This window comes from Lacisediminimonas profundi (genome assembly GCF_008831265.1).
GTDB lineage: Bacteria > Pseudomonadota > Gammaproteobacteria > Burkholderiales > Burkholderiaceae_D > Lacisediminimonas > Lacisediminimonas profundi.
Genome location: NZ_VTTH01000003.1, coordinates 353,794 through 373,086, shown reverse-complemented (window position 1 = coordinate 373,086; position 19,293 = coordinate 353,794). Strand labels below are relative to the sequence as shown.

15 protein-coding genes and 1 tRNA gene are annotated in these 19,293 nt (G+C 63.7%); 5 read left to right on the top strand and 11 right to left on the bottom strand.

The genetic code is table 11. The features are described from left to right. Positions 1 to 17: 17 nt before the first annotated feature. The 4 genes from tig to FVE66_RS11410 all read right to left on the bottom strand — a co-directional run bounded on the left by tig (position 18) and on the right by FVE66_RS11410 (position 5,970). Entirely contained in the window at positions 18 to 1,367 is a 1,350-nt protein-coding gene (tig, locus tag FVE66_RS11425; protein ID WP_151447548.1) for a trigger factor, read from the bottom strand. 31 nt (positions 1,368 to 1,398) lie between these two features. Beyond that, positions 1,399 to 1,485 (bottom strand) — tRNA-Leu (locus tag FVE66_RS11420). A 211-nt stretch (positions 1,486 to 1,696) separates the two neighbouring features. After that, positions 1,697 to 4,789: an efflux RND transporter permease subunit gene (locus FVE66_RS11415; RefSeq protein WP_151447547.1), complete on the bottom strand. Its 3,093-nt coding sequence runs from the start codon at positions 4,787 to 4,789 to the stop codon at positions 1,697 to 1,699. Further along, positions 4,786 to 5,970, bottom strand: coding sequence for an efflux RND transporter periplasmic adaptor subunit (locus FVE66_RS11410; protein WP_241673180.1), 1,185 nt, complete (start codon positions 5,968 to 5,970; stop codon positions 4,786 to 4,788). Before FVE66_RS11410 ends, FVE66_RS11415 begins: the two co-directional genes overlap by 4 nt. Before the next feature lie 192 nt (positions 5,971 to 6,162). Between FVE66_RS11410 and hpnC the strand changes: the two genes are divergently transcribed. The 3 genes from hpnC to hpnE all read left to right on the top strand — a co-directional run bounded on the left by hpnC (position 6,163) and on the right by hpnE (position 9,333). Further along, positions 6,163 to 6,972, top strand: a complete 810-nt coding sequence (hpnC, locus tag FVE66_RS11405; RefSeq protein WP_151447546.1) for a squalene synthase HpnC — start codon at positions 6,163 to 6,165, stop codon at positions 6,970 to 6,972. 106 nt (positions 6,973 to 7,078) lie between these two features. Further along, positions 7,079 to 7,912: a presqualene diphosphate synthase HpnD gene (gene hpnD, locus FVE66_RS11400; protein ID WP_151447545.1), complete on the top strand. Its 834-nt coding sequence runs from the start codon at positions 7,079 to 7,081 to the stop codon at positions 7,910 to 7,912. Then, complete coding sequence (gene hpnE / locus FVE66_RS11395) at positions 7,912 to 9,333, top strand: hydroxysqualene dehydroxylase HpnE (protein ID WP_151447738.1); 1,422 nt, start codon at positions 7,912 to 7,914, stop codon at positions 9,331 to 9,333. Before hpnD ends, hpnE begins: the two co-directional genes overlap by 1 nt. Here hpnE and radA read toward each other — a convergent pair. After that, a complete protein-coding gene (gene radA, locus FVE66_RS11390; RefSeq protein WP_151447544.1) occupies positions 9,300 to 10,670 on the bottom strand; it encodes a DNA repair protein RadA in 1,371 nt (456 codons plus the stop codon). The genes hpnE and radA overlap by 34 nt on opposite strands. 70 nt (positions 10,671 to 10,740) lie before the next feature. Next, positions 10,741 to 11,832 (bottom strand): alanine racemase, encoded by a 1,092-nt coding sequence (alr, locus tag FVE66_RS11385; protein ID WP_151447543.1) that lies wholly within the window; start codon positions 11,830 to 11,832, stop codon positions 10,741 to 10,743. Positions 11,833 to 11,973: 141 nt separating this feature from the next. On the opposite strand from alr, the gene lplT reads away from it, so the two are divergent. Further along, the gene (gene lplT, locus FVE66_RS11380) at positions 11,974 to 13,242 is read left to right on the top strand and encodes a lysophospholipid transporter LplT (protein WP_151447737.1); all 1,269 of its coding nucleotides are present in this window, start codon (positions 11,974 to 11,976) and stop codon (positions 13,240 to 13,242) included. 61 nt (positions 13,243 to 13,303) lie between these two features. On the opposite strand, the gene FVE66_RS11375 is transcribed toward lplT, so the two are convergent. The 4 genes from FVE66_RS11375 to tsaB are packed head-to-tail and all read right to left on the bottom strand — an operon-like array spanning position 13,304 to position 16,296. Beyond that, positions 13,304 to 14,299, bottom strand: coding sequence for a DUF1853 family protein (locus tag FVE66_RS11375; protein ID WP_151447542.1), 996 nt, complete (start codon positions 14,297 to 14,299; stop codon positions 13,304 to 13,306). Then, positions 14,283 to 15,116 (bottom strand): uracil-DNA glycosylase, encoded by an 834-nt coding sequence (locus FVE66_RS11370; RefSeq protein ID WP_241673179.1) that lies wholly within the window; start codon positions 15,114 to 15,116, stop codon positions 14,283 to 14,285. The genes FVE66_RS11375 and FVE66_RS11370 overlap by 17 nt, the downstream gene beginning before the upstream one ends. Further along, positions 15,113 to 15,604 (bottom strand): ribosomal protein S18-alanine N-acetyltransferase, encoded by a 492-nt coding sequence (gene rimI, locus FVE66_RS11365; protein WP_241673178.1) that lies wholly within the window; start codon positions 15,602 to 15,604, stop codon positions 15,113 to 15,115. The genes FVE66_RS11370 and rimI overlap by 4 nt, the downstream gene beginning before the upstream one ends. Continuing rightward, positions 15,601 to 16,296, bottom strand: a complete 696-nt coding sequence (gene tsaB / locus FVE66_RS11360) for a tRNA (adenosine(37)-N6)-threonylcarbamoyltransferase complex dimerization subunit type 1 TsaB (protein WP_151447541.1) — start codon at positions 16,294 to 16,296, stop codon at positions 15,601 to 15,603. Before tsaB ends, rimI begins: the two co-directional genes overlap by 4 nt. An 84-nt stretch (positions 16,297 to 16,380) precedes the next feature. Between tsaB and FVE66_RS11355 the strand changes: the two genes are divergently transcribed. Then, positions 16,381 to 16,803 carry a thioredoxin family protein gene (locus tag FVE66_RS11355; protein ID WP_338325383.1) on the top strand — a complete coding sequence of 141 codons (423 nt, stop codon included), beginning with the start codon at positions 16,381 to 16,383 and terminating at the stop codon, positions 16,801 to 16,803. Between the two features lie 64 nt (positions 16,804 to 16,867). Here FVE66_RS11355 and FVE66_RS11350 read toward each other — a convergent pair whose 3' ends face one another. Further along, positions 16,868 to 19,291, bottom strand: coding sequence for a DNA internalization-related competence protein ComEC/Rec2 (locus FVE66_RS11350; protein ID WP_151447539.1), 2,424 nt, complete (start codon positions 19,289 to 19,291; stop codon positions 16,868 to 16,870). Positions 19,292 to 19,293 lie beyond the last annotated feature (2 nt).

Sequence of the window (19,293 nt, the reverse complement as noted above, 5' to 3'; positions counted from 1 at the left end):
AGAAGACCGCAGAGCGATCAGCCCTGCTGCTGGTTATTGCCCATCAATTCATCGAAGGCGACTTGCTTGTCAGTGACCTTTGCCTTGCCAAGAACGTAGTTGACGACGTTTTCTTCCAAAACAAGGGCTTCCACTTCCGCCAGCCGACGACGATCGCCAAAGTAGAATTTCAACACTTCTTTCGGATCTTCGTAACTTTGCGCAAAATCTTCGACCTGCGCTTTGACTTGCTCGGGTGTTGCCTGCAGATTATTTTCCTTGACCACTTCGGCCAGGATCAGTCCGAGACGCACGCGACGCTCGGCCTGGGAAGTGAACAGCTCGCGCGGGATCGGCATGTCCTTGACATTCATGCCACGCTGCGTCATGTCTTGGCGTGCCATTTCCATCAGGCGGTCGATGTCGTCCTCGACCAGCGCTTTCGGCACGTCGAGCTCGGAAACCTTGATCAGCGCGTCCATCACGCTGTCCTTGTTCTTGGCCTTCAGGCGATTGCGGACTTCGCGCTCGATGTTCGCGCGGATGTCCGCACGCATCTTGCCGATGTCGCCGTCTTCAATGCCAAGCGACTTGGCGAATTCTGCGTCCAGTTCAGGCATGTGCGCCCACTCGAGCTTCTTCAGCGTGATCGTGAATTCGGCGGTTTTGCCGGCCACGTCCTTGCCGTGATAGTCCTCGGGGAAACTCAGCGGGAAGGTCTTTGATTCGCCGACTTTCAGGCCGACGGTCGCCGCTTCGAACTCGGGCAGCATGCGTCCCTCGCCCAGCACGAAAGCATAGTCTTCCGCCTTGCCGCCCGCGAATTCAACGCCGTCGATCTTGCCGACGAAATCGACGGTCACGCGGTCGGTTTCCTTCGCCGTCAGGTCGGAGCCGCCGTCGCCGTGCGCGCCCTGTTCGCCCTTGACGTGATAGTGCACGCGCTGCTTGCGCAGGATGTCGATCGTCTTGTCGACTTCGGCCTCGGACACGTCGGAGGTCGATTTCTCGACTTCTGCGGTCGACAGGTCGCCGACCTTGACTTCAGGATAAACCTCGAAGGTGGCGTCGAATGCAACGAAGTCGGTCGCTTCGGCATTTTCTTTCGGCTCGATCTTCGGAACGCCGGCAACCTTCAGGTTGTGCTCGGTGGCGGCGTCGCTGAACGCGCGGCCAACCTTGTCGTTCAGGACCGAGGTCTCGACCTGGTAACCGAATTGTTGCTCAACCATTTTCATCGGCAGCTTGCCGGTGCGGAAACCAGGCGCACGAGCGGTTTTTGCACGAATCTTCAGTTGCTTTTCAACTTCGGCGCGCACTTCTGCCAGCGGCAGGCTGATCGTCATGCGGCGCTCGAGTTTTTCCAGGGTTTCGACAGCAGTTGCCATGTTGTTCGTCCAAAAATTATTAGTCATTCCGTGGTGCGAGGAGGGGGACTCGAACCCCCACACCATTGCTGGCGTCAGGACCTAAACCTGGTGCGTCTACCAATTTCGCCATCCTCGCGGCCGTATATTTCCACCGCGCTTTTGCGTCGGCTCCCTGCGTCCGTCCCTTGGGTCCGGGCAGGGCCCGCCGATGCAAAAGCAAAGGGCGACCATGAAGTGAATACCGGTCGCCCTGCTGTGCCTTTGTAAAGGCTGTTCGACTTCAACCCGGCATTTTACTGGATTTTTTCCGCCGAAGCCGTGGTTTTTGCCCCTTTGTCATCTCTACATCAGGCAAGGGGGGGTGGCCGCCGAACCCGGAACCAGGCCGCGTACAGCGCCGGCAAGAACAACAAGGTCAGGCCGGTGGCAACAATCAGCCCACCCATGATCGCCACCGCCATCGGCCCCCAGAATACGGAACGCGACAAGGGGATCATGGCCAGCACCGCGGCGGCGGCGGTCAGGATGATGGGGCGGAAGCGTCGCACCGCCGATTCGACGATGGCACTCCATGGATCGGCGCCGGCGGCGATGTCCTGCTCGATCTGGTCGACCAGGATCACCGAATTGCGAATGATCATGCCGAACAGCGCAATCACGCCCAACTGGGCGACAAACCCGAACGGACGTTGCAGCACCAGCAGGCCCAATGCCGCGCCGGCGATGCCAAGGGGCCCGGTCAAGAACACCAGCACGGCACGCGAAAAGCTGTGCAATTGCAGCATCAGCAACGTGAAGATGATGAATATCACCAGCGGCACATTGGCAGCGATCGATTCCTGCGCCTTGCCGCTGTCGGCTGCGGCGCCGGCCAGTTCGATGTGGTACCCGGCCGGCAGCGCACTGCGCAACTTCGCCAGTTGCGGATCGAGTTGCGAAGACACGGTCGGCCCCTGTATGCCGTCCACCACGTCGGCCTGGACCGTGATCGCCCATTCCCGTCCCTCGCGCCAGACCACGCCCGGCTCCCAGGTGAAATGCGCCCGCGCCAGCTGCGACATGGTGACCGGCTTGCCGCTGGCGGTGGGAATGTTTACGCCGTTGAGCATCTCTATCGTCTTGCGTTCCTCGACCGGCTGCCGCATCACGATGTCGATCAGCTTGTCCTTCTCACGGAACTGGCCGACTGTGGTGCCGGTGAGGATGGTGTTGGCAGCCCGCATCACGGTCTGCGAACTGATGCCCAGCGCCCGCAGGCGGTCCTGGTCGAGGTCCAGCCGCAGCACCTTCACGGACTCGTTCCAGTTATCGTTGACGCCGACGGCATTCGGGTTGGCCCGCATGATTTCCTTGACCTGGTCGGCGATGGCACGAACCTTCGGCACCTCGTTTCCGGTCACCCGGAACTGCACCGGATATGGAACCGGCGGCCCGTTCGGCAACAGCTTCACGCGGCCGCGGACTTCCGGAAAATCGGCCTTGAACAGCGCAGTGATCTTCAGCCGCAAGTCCTCGCGCGCCGCCAGGTCAACCGGCAGCACCACGATTTGCGAGACGTTGGTCTGCGGGAAAATCTGGTCCAGCGGCAGGTAGAAACGGGGGCTTCCGGTGCCGACATAGCTGGTCACGCTTTCGACGCCCTTCTGCTTGGCCAGCCAGCCCTCGAACTTCTTCGCCTGCCGCTCGGTAGCCTCGAACGAACTGCCTTCCGGCAGCCACAATTCCACCATCAGTTCCGGCCGTACCGAATCCGGAAAGAATTGCTGCTCGATAAAGCGGAATCCGAACACACCCAGTCCGAACACGGCCAGCGTCAGTACGATGGTGGTCTTGCGCCATTCAACGCACCAGTTCACGAGCCGCCGGAAACGAGAGTAGAACGGCGTATCGAACAGTTCATGATGGCCGTCGGCGCCGGCGCGCGGCTTCACCTTCAGCAGCAAGTAGCCAATGTAGGGCGTAAACAGAACCGCCGCGAACCAGGAAATCAGCAGGGCCAGCGCGTTCACTGAAAACATCGAGAATGTGTACTCGCCAGCGGCTGATTTCGCCAGTCCGATCGGCAGGAATCCGGCGGCGGTGATCAGCGTGCCGGTCAGCATGGGCATTGCCGTCGAGGTATAGGCGAAGGTCGCCGCTTCCAGCCGCGACAGTCCCTCTTCCATCTTGCGCACCATCATCTCGACCGCGATGATGGCGTCGTCCACCAGCAGTCCCAGCGCAATGATCAGCGCGCCCAGTGAAATCTTGTGCAGGTCGATGCTGAACACCCGCATGAACAGGAAGGTCACCGCCAGAACCAGCGGTATGGTCAGCCCCACCACCAGCCCGGGCCGCATGTCGATACGCAGCGGACGCGTGTGCAACCCGAGCGCAACGAAGCTGACCGCCAGTACGATCAATACCGCTTCCGCCAGCACCTTCAGGAATTCATTGACCGAGGACTTGACCGCGCGAGGCTGGTCGGTCACCTGCTGCAACTCGATGCCGACCGGAAGCTTGGCGCGCACATCGGATGCGGTCTTCTGCAGCGCGTCGCCCAGGCGGATGATGTCGCCCCCCTTCTCCATCGACACGCCCAGGCCGATCACCTCGCGGCCGTTGAAACGCATCTTGTCCTGCGGCGGGTCGCGGTATTCGCGCCGCACGGTGGCAAAGTCGCCCAGGCGGAACGGCACGCCATTGGCGCGCAACTCCAGGTTCTCCAGGTCCTTGGGCGTCAGCAGCGCGCCGGTGACGCGCACTTGCAGATTGTCAGTCGGCGTGACCAGCACGCCGGTGGACTCCACCGCGTTGCGCGCATTGAGCTGTGCCACGATGGACTCCAGCGGCACGCCGAGCTGGGAAAACTTCTTGTGCGAAAACTCGATGTACACCTTCTCGTCCTGCACGCCGTACAGTTCGACCTTGGAAACCAGCGGCACCTTGAGCAACTGCTGCCGCACGAAATCGGCGTAATCCTTGACCTCTGCATAGGAAAATCCGTCGCCCGAAATTGCGAAAATCGAGCCGTAGGTATCGCCGAATTCATCATTGAAAAACGGGCCGATCACGCCAGCCGGCAGCGTGCCGCGCATGTCGCCGATTTTCTTGCGGACCTGATACCAGGAGCCGGTGGTTTCTTTCGGCGGCGTCGACTCGCGCAACTGCAGGATGATGAGCGTCTCGCCCGGCTTGGAATAGCTGCGGATCTTGTCGATGTAAGGCGTTTCCTGCAGCTTCTTTTCCAGCTTGTCGGTGACCTGCTCCGCCATCTGCAGCGCGGTTGCGCCCGGCCAGTTGGCGCGCACCACCATCGCCCGGAAAGTGAATGGCGGATCTTCGTCCTGGCCGAGCTGCGCGTAACCCATGATGCCGCCCAGCAGCAGCACCACGATCAGGTAGCGCGTCAGCGGTATGTGCTCGAGCGCCCAGCGCGACAGGTTGAACCCGCCCTTCATTTCCCGGCCCCGGCGGCGGCGGGCTTCTGGCCGACGCTGGCTGGCGCCTTCTGGCTTGCGGCGGCACTCGCAGCCACACCAGGATCCGCACCGGGATCGGCACCCAGCAACCTGACCTTCTGGCCTGGCTTGAGCAGGTTGACGCCGGCAGTCACCACGGTCTGCCCGGCGGCAACGCCGCCAGCGAGCACAACCTCATTGCCCGAGACGGTCGCCAGCTGTACCGGCACCAACCTGACCGCGCCGTTTTCCACTACCCAGACGGAGGTCTTGCCCTTCTCGTTGAGGAGGGCGGTGAGCGGCAGCTTCAGCACCGGCTGCGGGTTGGCGGCAACGAAAGCGACGGTAGCGGTCATGCCGAGCCGCACCTCCTCCGGCGCGTCGGGAATGCTGACCCTGGCCGTGTACGTCCGCGTTCCGGGATCGGCAATCGGCGACAGCTCGCGCAGCTTGCCATGCACCTGGCGCTCGCGCTCTGCCCAGAAGGTGACCCGCAGGTCGGCGACGCTGCGCAGCGCACCCACCTTGTCTTCCGGTATGCCGATCACGACTTCCTTCTCGCCGTGCCTGGCCACCCTCAGCACCGGCGTGCCGGCCGCCACCACCTGCCCGACTTCTGCATCGACCGCCGTCACGACGCCATCCACATCGGCGACCAGGCTGGCATAGCCGGCCTGGTTGGACTGATTGCGGGCGGCAGCCACTGCCTGCTCATGGTTCGCCTGGGCCGCCTTGAACGAAGTCTCTTTCGCTTCCAGTACCGCGGCGCTGACGAAATTCTTCTGGCGCAGGTCCTGATAGCGCGTGAACTCCGACCTTGCCAGCGCCAGGTTGCTCTCGGCGGCGCGCAGCGAGGCGTTGGCCTGCTCCTGCGCCAGTTTCAGGTCTTGCGGATCAAGTTGCATCAGCAGCTGTCCGCGTTTCACCGTGGCGCCGACATCGACACTGCGGGCCGTGATCTTGCCGGGAACGCGAAAGCCCAGCCGGGATTCGACCCTGGCCCGTACTTCACCGGGAAACTCGGCAATCACGCTGACCTTCTCCGGTTCCAGAACGATGGCCCGGACCGGGCGCACGTCTTCCACCTTTTCGGCCGGCTTGCCGCAAGCACCAAGCAGCGCTGCCGTCATGGCTGCGAGCGCTACTGCGGCAAACGCGCGTCGGAATCTTGTCTGGTCCACGTTGTTTTTCCTTTACTATCCGGCTGCAACTTCGGCTGCGGTTTCGACTACAACTCGCGGCTACAACTCGCAGTTGCAATTCACGACACCACTGCCGTGCTGCACTGCGAGATAAATTGGTTTAATGACCGAGGGGTTATTAATTATAAGCGCAAAGTATTTGCCGCAATCCATGCACTTCCAGCAAATTTCATGTCAGTAGAACACTACGAGAATTTCCCGGTGGCGTCAGTCTTGCTGCCGTCGCGCTTGCGACCTGCGGTCGAAGCGATTTACAACTTTGCGCGCAGCGCTGACGACGTGGCGGACGAAGGGGATGCCAGCCCGGCCGAGCGGCTCGCGGGACTGGCGCGCTACCGGGAAGGACTGGATCGCATTCAACAGGGCATGCCGCCGGGGTCGCCGATGTTCGCTGCGCTGCAAAATGCGGTGATTGAGCATTCTCTTGCGCTGCAACCCCTGCGCGACCTGCTATCCGCCTTCGAGCAAGATGTCGTCACGACAAGATACCCCGATCATGACACCGTGCTCGATTATTGCCGCCGCTCGGCAAATCCGGTCGGACGCCTGATGCTGGCCTTGTACGGGCAACAGGACGACGAAAGCCTGCGGCAGTCGGACGCCATCTGCAGCGCCCTGCAACTGATCAATTTCCTGCAGGACGTCGCCATCGACCTGCGCAAGCAACGGATCTACCTGCCCCAGGAAGACCTGCAGCGCTTCGGCGTCACGCAGCAGCAGATGGCAGACGGCGAGGTCGACCAGCGCTGGCGTGCGCTGATGAGATTCGAGGTCGAGCGCAGCCGGGCGTTGATGCTGGCCGGCGCCCCGCTCGCAAAGCGGCTTCCCGGGCGCATCGGCTGGGAACTGCGGCTGGTGGTGCAAGGCGGCTTGCGCATCCTGGAGCAGATCGAAGCGGCCGGCTTCGACGTCTTCAGGCAGCGTCCGAAGCTCGGCAAGACCGACTGGGCGGTGCTGCTTTTCCGCGCATTTCGCATGTAAGCATGTAATCTTGCCGCTCATTGCAAAACTGCGGGTCGATCCCCTGCCCTTTGTCGGCTAGCATAGCGACTTCGCTGCTTCCGCTCCAACCATTCCAGCCCGAACAATGTCACCCGACGAATACTGCCAGGAGAAAGCCGCAAAAAGCGGTTCCAGCTTTTACTATAGTTTCCTGTTCCTGCCACAGGAGCGGCGGCGCGCCATCACCGCCTTGTATGCGTTCTGCCGCGAGGTGGACGATGCCGTGGACGAGACCAGCGATTCGGGGGTGGCAGCCACCAAGCTGGCGTGGTGGCGCAAGGAGATCAGCGCCATGCTGGCGGGCGCGCCGACCCATCCGGTGACGCTGGCGCTGCAGCCGCACATGGCACGCTATGCGCTTGAAGGCCGCCACCTGCAGGCCATCATCGACGGCATGGAAATGGACCTGACCCAGACCCGCTACCTTGATTATCCGGGGCTGCAAAAATACTGCTGGCATGCAGCCGGCGTGGTCGGCATCCTGTCGGCCAGTATTTTCGGCGCCAGCAATCCCGCCACCCTGCAATATGCAGAAAAGCTGGGGCTGGCTTTCCAGCTGACGAACATCATCCGCGACGTCGGCGAAGATGCGCGCAAGGGACGGATCTACCTTCCCGTCAACGAGTTGCAGCAATTCCAGGTGACGGCAGCCGATCTGCTCAATGCACGATACAACGACAACTTCGTCCGCCTGATGCAGTTCCAGGCCGACCGCGCGCGCGAAGCCTACCGGGAAGCGTTCGCCTTGCTGGCGCCGGAAGACCGCCGCAGCCAGCGCCCGGGGCTGATCATGGCTGCGATCTACCAGACCCTGCTCGACGAAATTGAGCACGACCGTTTCCAGGTGCTGCAGCAGCGGATATCGCTGACGCCGATACGCAAGCTGTGGCTGGCGTGGAAGACCTGGGTACGCGGCTGATGGCCGCAGCAGGCGCGCTGCGGGTCGCCGTCATTGGCGGCGGCTGGGCTGGGTGCGCAGCCGCGTGCGAACTCGCGCGGTTTGGCCACCGGGTGAGCTTGCTGGAGGCAGCGCGCTCGCTGGGCGGCCGGGCCAGGCGGGTTGAGACAACCGGGGAAAAGGGTGAAAAGGGGGCAAAGGGTCGCGTACTCGACAATGGCCAGCACATCTTGCTTGGCGCCTATTCCGAGACGCTGCGGCTGATGGCCATGGTGGGTATCGATCCAGCCGCTGCGCTGCTGCGCCTGCCGCTGCAGATGCCCTATCCGAGTATGAATCCTGGCGGCCGAGCCGAAAATTTCGGCGAAAGCCGCGCTGGCATCCCCGCTGGCATTCAATTCATCGCGCCCCGCCTTCCTGCGCCGCTGCACCTGCTGGTCGCACTGCTGCGCGCCAGCGGGCTGACGCGGCAGGACAAGCTGGCTATCGCGCGCTTCCAGTCGACGGCGCGCTGGTCAGGCTGGATGCTGTACGACGATTGCAGCGTCAGCGAATTGCTGGAGCGCTACGACCAGACGGCAACCGTGATCAATCTGCTGTGGCGACCGCTGTGCATCGCCGCACTGAATACGCCGCCGGAACGGGCCTCAGCCCAGGTTTTCCTGAACGTGCTGAAGGACAGCCTGGGATCGCGGCGCAACGCGTCTGACATGCTGCTGCCAAAAGTGGACCTCGGCGCGCTGTTTCCCGACCGTGCGGCCGACTACCTGCGGCGCCAGCAGGGCGACGTGCGCCTGGGCGCGCGCGTGCAGGCCCTGGCCCGTGCGCAGCAGGGCTGGACCCTCGATGTCGTGGGACAGGCGCCCGAATCGTTCGACGCGATCGTCGTCGCAACGCCGCCATGGCAGGCGAAAGACTTGCTGGAAGCGGCTGCGCCGGGGCTGGTTCCCGGGTTTTCATACGAACCGATCACCACCTGCTACCTGCAATATGCGGCTGGCACCAGACTGCCGCGTCCGTTCCTGGCCCTGGTGGACAATCCCGCAACGCGCGACTGGGGACAGTTCGTGTTCGACCGCGGCCAACTGGATCCGCAAGCCGCCGGCCTGTTGGCCGTGGTGATCAGCGTGTCGAACGAGGCGGCCCTGGAAGACAAGCAGGCACTGGCGTCAGCGGTCGCCGCGCAACTCGTCCGTGCGATCGGCGACCCGGCGCTGGCCAGTCCGCTCTGGACTCAGGTGATTGCCGAAAAACGCGCGACCTTCTCCTGCACGCCGGCGCTGCAGCGACCGGCCAACGACACCGGCGAACACGGCTTGTGGCTGGCCGGCGATTACACTGCCAGCCCCTATCCGGCCACCATCGAGTCGGCCGTGCGCAGCGGAGTCAGCGCCGCCGCCGGTCTGCATCAATCGAGTTCGCGCACCCGGGTCAGGGCCTGATCGATACGATCGACCGCCACCACCGTCAAGCCTTCAATTTTCTGCTTGGGCGCATTTGCCTTGGGTATCAACGCGATCGAAAAACCCAGCTTGGCGGCTTCCCGCAGCCGCTCCTGGCCGCGCGGCGCCGGCCTGATTTCACCGGCCAGTCCGACTTCACCGAACACAACCAACCCGCGCGGCAACGGCTTGTTGCGCATCGATGAGTGAATCGCGAGCAGCACGGCGAGGTCGGCCGCCGGCTCGGTGATCTTGACGCCGCCGACGGCGTTGATGAACACATCCTGGTCGAACGCGGCAATGCCGGCATGCCGGTGCAGCACGGCCAGCAGCATCGCCAGGCGGTTCTGCTCCAGTCCCACCGACAGCCTGCGCGCCGACGGCACATGGGAGGCATCGACCAGGGCCTGAATCTCCACCAGCAAGGGCCGCGTGCCTTCCTGCGTCACCATCACGCAGGAACCGGCCACCTGGTTGTCGTGCTGGGACAGGAACAGCGCGGATGGATTGGAGACGCCACGCAAGCCCTTTTCGGTCATCGCGAACACGCCCAGCTCATTGACCGCGCCGAAGCGATTCTTGAAAGCCCGCACCAGCCGGAAGCTGGAATGCGTGTCTCCCTCGAAATACAACACGGTGTCGACAATGTGCTCCAGCACGCGCGGGCCGGCCAGCGCGCCTTCCTTGGTCACGTGTCCCACCATGATGATGGTGATGCCGGTCTGCTTGGCCACCCGGGTCAGTTGCGCCGCGCATTCCCGCACCTGCGCCACGGAACCGGGCGCGGAAGTCAGCGCGTCGGAATAGACGGTCTGGATCGAATCGATGACGGCGACCTCGGGCTTGTGCTCGGCCAGAGTCGCCAGGATTTTTTCGAGCTGGATCTCTGCCTGCAACTTGAGCTCGCGGGCATCGATGGCGAGCCGGTGGGCACGCAATGCAATCTGGGCCCCGGATTCTTCGCCGCTGACATAAAGAACCCGCTTGTCGCGCGAGAGGTTGGCCAGCGCCTGCAGCAGCAGCGTCGATTTGCCTATTCCCGGGTCGCCGCCGATCAGGACCACACCGCCGGCCACCAGCCCGCCACCCAGTACGCGGTCGAACTCCTCGATGCCGGTCGGGAAACGCGGCACGTCCGTGGCGGCTATGTCGCCCAGCGACACCACCGGCGAGGCTTGGGCAAGTCCCGTGCGCGCACCGGAAAACCGGTTGACTCCGGTTTCGACCGCCGTTTCAAGCAAGCTGTTCCATTGTCCGCAGGCCGGACACTGCCCGGCCCATTTGCTGCTCACGCCGCCACATTCGGAACACGTGTACTGCGTTTTTGCTTTCGCCATGAATTACGTCCTGATACTGGTCCGCCCTGTCCGACCCGCCCTGTCCGACATTAGACAGGCTGGTGAAAAACTACTGCACCTGCTCCTGTACCTGCATGCGCACCCGTGGCGCCAGCGCGCACATCAATTCATAACCGATGGTGCCCGAGGCCTGGGCCACTTCGTCAATCGACAGCCCGCGCCCCCACAGCACCACTTCGCTGCCAACGCCAGCCGCAGGGGCCGCGCTCAGGTCGACCGTAATCATGTCCATCGAGACGCGCCCTGCGAGCGCGACCCTGGTGCCGTCCACCAATACCGGCGTGCCGTCCGGCGCGCTGCGCGGGTAGCCATCGGCGTAACCGCAGGCCACCACGCCGATGCGCATCGGCCGCCGGGCGGTGAAGCGGCTGCCATAACCAACCGATTCCCCGGCTGCGATCTCCTGCACGCCAATGATGCGCGAAGCCAGGGTCATGGCCGGCAGCAGTCCGAATCTCTCGCCGCTGCCCTCGCCCGGCGATCCGCCATACAAGATGATGCCGGGCCGGATCCAGTCTCCCGGCACCGGGTCGTGCAGCAATCCCGCTGCCGAATTGGCAATACTGGCTTCGCCGGGAAGATCGGCGACTGCCGCGCGAAAGCGTTCTGCCTGGGTCTGTGGCGGCATCGGGGTCGGATGCTCGTACAGCTCGGCATTTGCATAGTGCGTGATGAAGGAAATTGCGCCCGTATTGGGACTCGCCCGCAAGCGGTCGAAAGCCGCACGAACCGCAGCCGGCCGGAATCCCAGCCGGTTCATCCCGGTGTTCATTTTCAGCTGCAGGTCGATCGGGCGCGCCAGCCTTGCCGTTTCGATCATCCGGACCTGCTCATCGCAGTGCACGACCAGGGTCAGGTCATGTCGTGCCGCGAGTTCGACATCGTCAGCATCGAACGCGCCTTCGAGCAGCAACAGCGGACGCTGCCATCCCAGTTCGCGCAACTGCACCGCCCCATCGAATTCGATCAGCGCCAGGCCGTCCGAGCCGGCAAACGCCCGGACTGCGTTGACCAGCCCGTGGCCATAGGCGTTCGCCTTGACCACCGCCCAGGTCCGCAAGCCCGGCGCTCGCGCTCGCGCCAGGGCCAGGTTGGATCGCATGGCGTGCAGGTCGACAGTGGCAACGAGAGGTCTTGGCATGGCAACAATCGCGGGAAAAATACAGCGGTGAGATCAGACATGCATTCTACCGGAGCGACCCGCGGCCAAGAGGGAAAACCGCTGCCGCCCACATTATTCATGGTATAAAGCTCCGGGGACTTCGGGACACTAGAAATGCGAATGAATCGCGGCTTTTACACGATCATGGCGGCGCAGTTTTTTTCTTCGCTTGCCGACAATGCACTCCTGATTGCTGCGATTGCCTTGCTGACTACAATGCAAGCGCCGGCATGGATGACACCGCTGCTGAAGCTTTTCTTCGTACTATCGTACGTGCTGCTGGCTGCCTATGTTGGCGCCTTCGCCGATGCGCTGCCCAAGGGCCGCGTCATGTTCATCACGAACCTGATCAAGATCGGCGGCTGCATAATGATGTTCATGAGCGTGCATCCGCTATTGGCCTATGCCGTGGTCGGATTCGGCGCGGCCGCGTATTCGCCGGCAAAGTACGGGATCCTGACTGAATTGCTGCCACCCGAAAAACTGGTCGCAGCCAACGGCTGGATCGAAGGACTGACCGTCGCCTCCATCATTCTCGGCACGGTAATGGGCGGCGCGCTGGTCAACAAGCATATATCCGACGTACTGCTGTCGTTTGACATGCCGCTGGTCACCACCGGCGTCGACACCGCGGTCGAAGCTGCGCTGACGGTCATCATGATCGCCTATTTCGTCGCCGCCATATTCAACCTGAAGATTCCGGACACCGGCGCACGCTACGCGCACCAGGAGCGCAATCCGATCCGGCTGATTGCCGATTTCGCAACCTGCTTCTCGACGCTCTGGAAAGACCGCCTGGGCCAGATTTCGCTGGCCGTCACCACCCTGTTCTGGGGTGCCGGCGCGACACTGCAGTTCATCGTGCTGAAATGGGCCGAGAAATCGCTCAACATGCCGCTCGACCAGGCCGCCATCCTGCAGGGCGTGGTCGCCGTCGGCGTAGCAGTCGGCGCAGTGGCCGCGGCCCGCTTCGTTCCGCTGAAGAAATCGTTGTCGGTAATGCCGCTCGGGGTCGCAATGGGCCTGGTGGTTATCGCGATGACCATGGTCAGCAGCAAGTACGCCGCTTACCCGCTTCTGATCCTGATCGGTGCGCTGTCAGGCTATTTCGTGGTGCCGATGAACGCCCTGCTGCAGCATCGCGGGCATGTACTGATGAGCGCCGGACATTCGATCGCCGTCCAGAACTTCAATGAAAATCTTTCCGTCCTGACCATGCTGGTGTTGTACGCATTCATGGTCAAGGTCAACCTCGACATCAATATCGTGATCATCATGTTCGGCCTGTTCGTCTCCGGCACGATGTACCTGGTGATGCGCCGCCATGCGGCCAACCAGCGCGAACGCGACTCGATGCATCTGATCGGCGAGCACAAGCACCATCATTGATTGCTGATTGATCACTCGGTCAGCGCTCAGTCAGGGCTCAGTCAGCGCCCAGACGCGGCACTCAAGCCAGTGGCGACAACGTCGCCCCCATCCTCCTGCCGGCCCGGCTGGCCCAGTCATCCGGCACCGCGAATCCGCGTTCGACTTCGATCCAGTTGTCGCCTTGCGCTTCCATCCGCGCGATCATCACCGGCATCGAGTGGTGCACGAAACGCTCATGCAGCGCAGCCTGCAATTGCGGCAGGCCTGTCGTGTCTTCCCATGCTGCGGCCACGGGAGTCATCCACTGCAAGCGCTCGAGCGGCAGGTAGCGCTCCCCTGCCCCCGATTCCAGTTTGTCCAGTTCACCCAGCGGGCACCAGAAACCGCGGCAATGATCGGCCGACAAGCCCAGTGACTGTGGCGGCATGCTCGCTCCCGCTGGATAGAACAGCCAGCCCTTGATCAGCGCCGCCACCGATTGCACCGGCTCCGTCAGTACCGCACGCGCGGCAGGATGCGCCGACAGCCCGAGCTGGCGGTGGATTATTTTCGACATCTTGGCGCCCAGGGTATCGGCCAGGTTGGGGCCGACGAAATAGTCCGCCTGCAGGCCCGCCGAGTCGGTGCGCGATGCCTGCAGCAGATATACCTTGGTCGCCAGCTCCCAGTGCACCAGCCGGCCACCTTCACGCAGCAGGAAATCGAATTCGCCGATGGTGGTGCCGCCCGATCGCACCTGCAGGTTATGTGCGACCAGGCTGCCCTGCTCGCGGAAATACCAGGTCAGCAGCTGTTCGGCATAGCGTCCGAGGCGGGTGAATCGGTTCACGGAAAGCCAGCGGTGAAGCGGCTCCGGATCCTGGTCCAGCTGGCGCAGCCAGGGTGCTGCCTGCAGCGCCGCATCCAGGCCGAAGCTGGCTATCCTGCCCTGCCATTGCGGCGCTGCAGGATCGAGCATGTCCGGCGAATCCAGCAGCCACGCAAGTGTGCGCACATGCGGATCGCGCAGATGCGACCAGCGGCTGTGAAAATTGCGCTGGAAGCCGGCGTGCCGGTCGTCAGCCAGCCGCTGCATGCGCCGTCAGTGCCATGCACAGGTCACGCCATGCCTTCGCCTTGTCGGCGGGCTGGCGCAACAGGTAGGCCGGGTGGTAGGTCACGACCAGCGGGCGGTCGCGATAACTGTGTAGCGTGCCGCGCAGCGACCCTACCGGCGTATCGGCCGGCAGCCCGAGCAGGCTGACCGCAGCCACCTTGCCGAGCGCGACGATGACCGTCGGCTGCAGCAGTTCGACCTGCCGTTCGAGGAAAGGCAGGCAAGCGGCAATCTCTTCTTCGGAAGGAGGACGGTCGCGACCGTCGGCAGCAGCAGGCCGGCATTTCACGATATTGGCAATATAAGCATTGCCCCCGCGTTGCAGGCCCAGCGCCTTGAGCATGTTGTCGAGCAACTGGCCCGCCGGCCCGACGAATGGCTCGCCCTGCAGGTCCTCCTGCCGGCCGGGTCCCTCGCCGACGAACAACCAGCTGGCCTTGCGATCGCCAACGCCAAATACCGTGTTCTTGCGGGTACTGCAAAGCCCGCAGGCCGTGCAGCCTGCCACGGCCTGCTGCAACGCGGCCCAGTCCAGTCCGGCGGGGGACGCCTGACGGCTCACCGCGACCGTAGCGTAATCCGTTGCCACTTCGGCAGCAAACCCGGCAACAGACCCGGCAGCAACTTCGGCTGTGGCCACTGCCGCATGGGCAGGACCGGCAATGCTGTCCACCTCGCCCCCGGCAAGCTGGTCGACCCTGGCATCCACGCCGGGGGCTGATGCGTGGCGCGCGGTCCAGACCGGCCCAACGCCCATCTCCGCCAGCATTTTCCTGCGCCTGTCCTCGAATGTCACAGCGGCAACCTCATCACGATGGCATCCTCGCGCCGCTTGTCCGGCGCAGGATAATAATTGCGCCGGACGCCGACACGGGAAAAACCGTAGCGGAGATATATCTCCAGCGCGCGGGTATTGGACGGCCGCACTTCCAGCAGCATGCTCTTCATGCCGGCTGTGCGTGCCAGCGCGACCGCATGGTCCAGCATCACGCGGCCGAGTCCGCGGCCCTGGTGCCCGGGATGTACGGTGATATTGAGCAGGTGTGATTCATCAACCATGTGCATCAACATGAAATAGCCAAGCAGTTGCCGGGCCGGCGCTGGCGCCCGCAAGACCCAGGTCTCGTATCCGCTCTTGATTGAATCGAGGAAATTTCCGTGGCTCCATGGAAACGGGTACGCCGCATATTCGATGTCCAGCACTTCCTGCAGGTCGGTCGGCGTCATGCGCAGCATTTGCAGATCGCGCAGGGAATCCCCACGTCCGGAAAGAATGCTGCTCATGTGCCGGTTCTGGCCTGCCGCTCGGCCGTCGTCAAGGCAACCTTGTTGCGCAGATAGAGCGGCTGGGCGTCGATGGCTGCAAGAACCTGGCCGCGATCGCAAGCGATACGGCCCAGTTCCGCCACCGCCACAGCATGCGGCAGCGAGGCCTGGCCGGCAAACGGATGCAGCGCCAGCGGCAGCAAGTCGGCATATTGCGCCAGCCCGTTCCCGGTCGCAACCGGATTGCCGTGCACCACGATGTCTGCCGGGCGCGACAGCGTGGGCGGCGAAATTTCCTGCCATTCCCGCGATGCCGGCCCGAACTGGTACTGTGCCCAATAGACTTCGCCCATGCGCGCGTCCAGCACCGCAAGCACATCGGCAGCGCCGGTAGCATTCCGGCAAGCCTGCGCCATTGCCAGGAGTGTCACGACCGGCACCACGGGGAGCCCGGCGCCGTAGGCCAGTCCCTGGACAATGCCGCAGGCAGTGCGTACGCCCGTGAAGGAGCCCGGGCCGCAGCCGAAAGCAATTGCGTCGCAGTCGCGCAAGGCAATTCCGGCTTCGGCCAGCAGGGTCCGGACCATGGGCAGGACGGTTTGCGAGTGTGTCTGTATTCCGCTTACTTCCCGCGTGATGATCTGGTCATTGCGGAGCAAGGCGACGGAGGCGACTTCGCTGGAGGTTTCTATCGCGAGAACTGTCGTCATGCCCGTATTCTACCTGCTCGCCACGCCCTCAAGGTGACGATGGCGCGAGCACAATCGTATCGGTAGAATAGGCGCATGACTTGCATGACCCTCCAACTCGACAACCGGGACCAGATCCGCGCCGCGCTGTCCGGCGACGTCTGGATCGTTGCCTGCCTGTGCGCAGCCTGGTGCGACGTGTGCCGCGAGTTCCGCCCTGCATTCGAAGCACTTGCGGCAGAACATCCTGACAAGCGCTTCCTGTGGGTCGACATAGAGGACCAGGCCGACGTGGTCGGCGATTTCGATGTCGACAATTTCCCCACCCTGCTGCTGCAAAGGGGAGATACGGTCGCCTTCTTCGGCACCATTCTTCCGGATGCAAGGCAGGCGAACCGCCTGCTTGCGGCGCAAGCCGAAAAAACTCCCGCCGAATTGCAGCGCGAAGCCGGCAGCACCCGCGAGCGCCAGCAATGGCAACAGGAATACAACCTGCGCGAAAAGTTGCAGGAAGCCGCCGCGGACTGAAGCTGGTTCCTACGCCGGTTTCCAGGCCGGTTTCTACGCCAGTTCCTTCGCCGGCTCCCTCCCTCTACCGTCCGTGCCAATAGCGCGAACGTTCATCCCGCCATGCCGACACCGCCATGCGGTCGCCATCGCCACCCACCTCGACCCTGATCGCGCCGGCCTGGTCGGTGCGCAGCCGCCGGATCTTCATCGTTTCATAGCGCTCATAAACTTCCGCCTTCGGATGCCGGTACCGGTTGCGGTACCCGACCTGGAAAATCGCCAGTTCCGGCTGCACCGCTTCCAGGAAGCCTGCCGTCGACGACGTCCCGCTGCCATGATGCGGCGCCAGCAGCACAGTCGAACGCAGCTTGCGCGGTGCCTCGGCCATCAGCCGCGCTTCCTGGGCCGCTTCGATGTCGCCCGGCAGCATGACCGAATGGACGCCATGGCTTACCTTCAGCGTGCAACTGCGCGCGTTCGGCTTCTTGCTGCGGGTGTATTCGCCGTCATCCGGATGCAGCATCTCGAAACGCACACCGTCCCACCACCAGTGCTGACCTGCCCGGCAGCGCTCGTGGCGCGGCGCCGCTTTCAGGATCGGACTTCCCGGCTCCAGCGACGACAGCACGCGTCCGACCCGCATCTGCGCGAAGATGGACGCCGCGCCGCCCGAATGATCGTTATCGTTGTGCGAGACCACTACCGTGTCCAGATAGCCGATGCCGCGCGAGCGCAGGTAAGGCAGGATCACGCGGTTGCCGCCATCGGCCTCCGGCGTGTAAAAAGGTCCGGTGTCGTACAGCAAGCGGTGGTTCGGCGTTTCGATCAGCACTGCAGTGCCCTGCCCGACGTCGAACGCGGTCATCGTCATGCCATCGGCAGGCGCGGCCGGCCGGTTGAGCAGCAAGGGCAGCCATAGCAATAGTCCGGCGCTGCGCGCGGGCCAGCCGCGCGGGGCGAGCATCCACAGCATGCCCGCCAACGCCAGCGCGAACATCCACCACTCTGGCTCCGGCGCCGTCCAGACCGCCGCTGGCAATTCACTCAGCCATTGCAGGAAAAGCGCCAGCCAGGCCACGACCTGGTGCGCTGACAGCAGCACCAGGCCAGCCACCGGTTGCGGCAACACGCTGCCCGCCAGTGCCAGCGGCGTGACGATGAAACTGATGACCGGAATCGCGATCGCATTGGCAAGCGGACTGACCAGCGACACCTGGCTGAACAACAACAGGGTCAATGGCACCAGCCCGATGCTGACCGCATATTGCGTGCGCACCGCAGCGCACAAGGTATCGCGCCAGGTGTCGCGCCAGCCCTTGCCCGGGTGCAGGCTGCGCGCCTCGCCGGCGCCGGCATAGAGAATGACCGCGACCGCGCCGAACGACAGCCAGAAGCCCGGCCACAGCACCGCCCACGGATCCAGCAGCAGCACCACCGCCAGCGCCAGGCACAGCACATGCGAGACCCGGGTTGCGCGGCCGAACCAGAGCGCGAGCGCGACCACCACCAGCATGTACAAGGTGCGCTGAGCAGGCACGCCAAAGCCCGACAGCAGCACATACAGCAGCGCGCACAAGGCACCGGCCAGCGCGCCGGCCTTTTGCGCCGGCAGCACCAGCGGCAATTGCGCGCGCGTGAAGAAAGAACGCCGCCACAGGAACAGTACGGCGCCGGCGAACAGGCCGGCGATCATCGTGATGTGCAGGCCGGAGATCGAGATCAGGTGCCCGACACCGGTCGCGTTGAACATCTTCCAGTCGGCGGCGGTAATGTCGCGCTGATCCCCGATCACCAGTGCGATGATGATGCCGGCATAGGGCTTGCCCTCCAGCGCCGCCCGCATCCGCTCCCGCAGCAGCGCGCGGCAGCGCTCGACAACACTGGAAAAGCCCGGAACGAATGCGGCCAGCCGGCGGTTGGCAAAGTCCGGCCCGGGCGGCCGCACATAGCCGGTGGCCCTGACACCCTGTTCCAGCAGCCAGGCTTCGTAATCGAATCCGTAGGGATTGGCATTGCCGTGCGGCCGCCGCAGGCGCACCCGCAACTGCCAGCGCTCGCCCGGCGCGACCGCCTGCAACGCAGCCGCATCCTCATCCATCGCATACCAGGACAGCGCCAGCCGCGAGGGAATTTCGGCCCCGGCCGGACCCTGCTCGACCCGGAAGTTGAAGCGCACGCCGCGTTCGAACCGCTGTGGCAGGCTGTCAACGACGCCGACCACATCCAGGTCGCCGCCTTCGAGAGCGAGCGGCAGTTCGGAAGCCAGCCGCTGGTGTGCCTGCAGCGCAGCCGAGCCGACACCGAGCGAGGCGCCGGCCACTACCATGCAAAGCAACGCTGGCAGAATCAGCGGCGCCAGCGGGCCCGGCGGCCCGGTCCGCCGCGCAATCCACAACAGGCCGGCGCCGCCAAGCAGCAGCGCCAGTGCAGTGCTCATGTCAGGCAGCGTGGCCCGGGTCTGCAGCCAGCAGGTACCAGCGACCAGGCCGGCAACAGCGGCGCGCATTA

Excerpts from the sequence above, each read along its gene's own strand:
- rimI (WP_241673178.1), bottom strand. The coding sequence starts at position 15,604 with ATGAGCAGCATTCTTTCCGGACGTGGGGATTCCCTGCGCGATCTGCAA.
- lplT (WP_151447737.1), top strand. The coding sequence starts at position 11,974 with ATGAATCGCGGCTTTTACACGATCATGGCGGCGCAGTTTTTTTCTTCG.
- alr (WP_151447543.1), bottom strand. The coding sequence starts at position 11,832 with ATGCCAAGACCTCTCGTTGCCACTGTCGACCTGCACGCCATGCGATCC.
- FVE66_RS11350 (WP_151447539.1), bottom strand. The coding sequence starts at position 19,291 with ATGCGCGCCGCTGTTGCCGGCCTGGTCGCTGGTACCTGCTGGCTGCAG.
- radA (WP_151447544.1), bottom strand. The coding sequence starts at position 10,670 with ATGGCGAAAGCAAAAACGCAGTACACGTGTTCCGAATGTGGCGGCGTG.
- FVE66_RS11375 (WP_151447542.1), bottom strand. The coding sequence starts at position 14,299 with ATGCAGCGGCTGGCTGACGACCGGCACGCCGGCTTCCAGCGCAATTTT.
- FVE66_RS11415 (WP_151447547.1), bottom strand. The coding sequence starts at position 4,789 with ATGAAGGGCGGGTTCAACCTGTCGCGCTGGGCGCTCGAGCACATACCG.
- tsaB (WP_151447541.1), bottom strand. The coding sequence starts at position 16,296 with ATGACGACAGTTCTCGCGATAGAAACCTCCAGCGAAGTCGCCTCCGTC.
- hpnC (WP_151447546.1), top strand. The coding sequence starts at position 6,163 with ATGTCAGTAGAACACTACGAGAATTTCCCGGTGGCGTCAGTCTTGCTG.
- tig (WP_151447548.1), bottom strand. The coding sequence starts at position 1,367 with ATGGCAACTGCTGTCGAAACCCTGGAAAAACTCGAGCGCCGCATGACG.
- FVE66_RS11355 (WP_338325383.1), top strand. The coding sequence starts at position 16,381 with ATGACCCTCCAACTCGACAACCGGGACCAGATCCGCGCCGCGCTGTCC.
- hpnE (WP_151447738.1), top strand. The coding sequence starts at position 7,912 with ATGGCCGCAGCAGGCGCGCTGCGGGTCGCCGTCATTGGCGGCGGCTGG.
- hpnD (WP_151447545.1), top strand. The coding sequence starts at position 7,079 with ATGTCACCCGACGAATACTGCCAGGAGAAAGCCGCAAAAAGCGGTTCC.